Consider the following 2,402-nt stretch of genomic DNA (forward strand, 5'->3'; position numbering starts at 1 on the left):
ACCGGCAACTACCGCCGCGCGCTAGAAGACGCCATGCGAGATGTGGGGCCGGCGCTGTTAATTACCACGGTTATATTGTTGGGTGCCTTCTCCTGTTATTTATTGTCGAACTTGGCGATTGTTTCCAGCTTTGGCATTTTGTTGAGTGTCGCAATTACGGTGGCCTTATTAGCGGATATGCTGTTTATGCCGGCGCTATTATTAATTACCAAACCCTTTGGCCCCGAGTTTGAGCCGGAATTGACACCGGACGCAGCAAGCCCTGTGCTGTCGTCGCCAGCGTAATTATTATTTTGTTTCACCATGGCGGCCCTGGCCTTGCTCAAAGCGCTGGGCGCCCTCCAAGGTTTCGCCCGATGACAACGTTGTCATTCCTAAGACGAATTCATTGCGCATGGCTTGAGTTTCATCCATTCCCCACTGTTGGTGGGCGCTGAGGCGATCGTTGCGCAGGCATTGTTGCGGAAACTCCGCGATTTGCAGGGCGAGTTGCTCGGCACTATCGCGAAGCTTGTGAACGCTAACGACTCTGTTTATTAACCCCATTGCATGAGCTTCGCTGGCATCAACCGCACGACCAGTTAAGATCATGTCCATGGCGCGGCTCATGCCAATTAAACGGGGTAAGCGCACGGTTCCGCCGTCAATAAGGGGTACGCCAAAGCGGCGGCAGAAGACTCCGAGCACGGCGCGCTCGGTGGCAATACGCATATCGCACCACAGCGCCAGTTCGAGTCCGCCTGCAACGCAATAGCCGTCGATCGCTGCAATAACGGGCTTGCTTAGTTGCATTCGGCTCGGCCCCATTGGGCCAATGCCCTCAGCGTTTAGTGGGTTGCGCTGCATGGGGTCTTCGCTGGCCACCGCTTTAAGGTCAGCGCCAGCACAAAAATTGTCTTCGGCGCCGCTAAGAATGGCAACCGATAGCGTTGGGTCTGCGTCGAAGGCGATAAAGGCCTCAGCAAGGGCGTGCGCAGTTTCGCCGTTGACGGCGTTGCGTGCTAAGGGGCGGTTTATAGTGACCCAGAGTAGAGGCGGGCGGTGCTCGATGTTAAGCAGTGATGGTGAACTCATGGTTGGCTCGCTTTTATCGCTTTATACAGCAGTTTCAGTTTAGCAGTATGGGCTAAGTACGCGGTGTTACCGCATTTCATCGCATCCGACGAGGTAGTGATTGTCGTCAGGGGACAAACTTCATCAGTTCAATACTTTGCCTAAGGTTAGTTCTCAGGGCAAAATAACCGGCCTAGCACTATTTTTATACTGCCTATGGGATCGTAATACTACAAATACAAGATGCTGTAGAGCATCGCGTCACACACACATTCACTGACATTATTATTTAACAGTAGGATTGAATTATGGGACCACTCGCCGGATTGCGGATTATTGAACTCGAGGGCCTTGGGCCTGCGCCCTTTGCGGGCATGATGCTTGCGGATATGGGGGCAGAAGTGATCTCCATTACTCGTAAATCGGCGCCCGCAGAATCCAAGGTAGAGAACAGTGTTAGCGAGCGTGGTAAAAAATCCATCGCCCTAAATTTAAAAGACCCTCGTGCCATAGAGGCAGTATTAAAACTGTGTGAATCGGCAGATGCCTTGATTGAGGGCTTTCGCCCTGGCGTTACTGAACGCTTAGGTATCGGTCCGGACCAGTGCATGGCGCGTAACCCCAAATTAGTATACGGCCGTATGACCGGCTGGGGCCAAACTGGACCGATGGCGCAAATGGCGGGCCACGATATTAACTACATTTCTTTGTCGGGTGCTTTACACGGCATTGGTCGCGCCGGAGAGAAGCCAGTACCACCGTTAAATTTGGTGGGTGACTTTGGCGGGGGTGGCATGTACCTCGCATTCGGCGTTGTGTCTGCGATGTTAGAAGCGACGCGCAGCGGCAAAGGCCAGATCGTTGATACCTCTATGGTGGAAGGCTCCGCATCATTGATGCACATGATGTACAGCGCATTAAATACTGGCATGTTCGGTTGGCAAGACGAGCGCGGCGTAAATTTACTAGACACCGGCTCACATTTTTACGATACCTACGAAACTCGGGATGGCAAGTATATGTCCGTAGGGCCTATTGAGCCCCAGTTCTATCATCTGCTGAAAGAAAAGCTGGAGCTGGATGATGCTGAGTTTGAACCCCAATTCGATATGGCGCGCTGGCCAGCGTTGAAAGACAAACTAACTGACGTATTCAAGACCAAAACCCGTGACGAGTGGAGTGAAATTTTTGATGGCAGCGATGCCTGTGTGGCGCCGATACTGTCTATGACTGAAGCGCCGCAGCATCCACACAATATTGCCCGTAAATCCTTTATTGAGGTCGACGGTCACATTCAGCCTGGGCCCGCACCGAAATTTAGCCGTACCGCGCCAGAAGTCACTAAAGGT

General features: G+C 52.5%; 3 protein-coding genes. 2 read left to right on the forward strand and 1 reads right to left on the reverse strand.

The genetic code is table 11. The features are described 5' to 3' along the window. Positions 1-285, forward strand: a 285-nt coding sequence (locus tag ABYT30_RS18465) for an MMPL family transporter (RefSeq protein ID WP_373097982.1), incomplete at its 5' end; no start/stop codon positions are given. Between the two features lie 3 nt (positions 286-288). Here ABYT30_RS18465 and ABYT30_RS18470 read toward each other — a convergent pair. Next, complete coding sequence (locus ABYT30_RS18470) at positions 289-1,074, reverse strand: crotonase/enoyl-CoA hydratase family protein (protein ID WP_373097984.1); 786 nt, start codon at positions 1,072-1,074, stop codon at positions 289-291. A gap of 287 nt (positions 1,075-1,361) precedes the next feature. Here ABYT30_RS18470 and ABYT30_RS18475 point away from each other — a divergent pair. Next, on the forward strand, positions 1,362-2,402 hold a 1,041-nt coding region (locus ABYT30_RS18475), incomplete at its 3' end, for a CaiB/BaiF CoA transferase family protein (RefSeq protein WP_373097986.1).

Source organism: Zhongshania sp., assembly GCF_041623545.1.
Lineage (GTDB): Bacteria > Pseudomonadota > Gammaproteobacteria > Pseudomonadales > Spongiibacteraceae > Spongiibacter.

Bases quoted from the DNA above. Each gene is read 5' to 3' on its own strand.
- ABYT30_RS18470 (WP_373097984.1), bottom strand. From the start codon at position 1,074: ATGAGTTCACCATCACTGCTTAACATCGAGCACCGCCCGCCTCTACTC.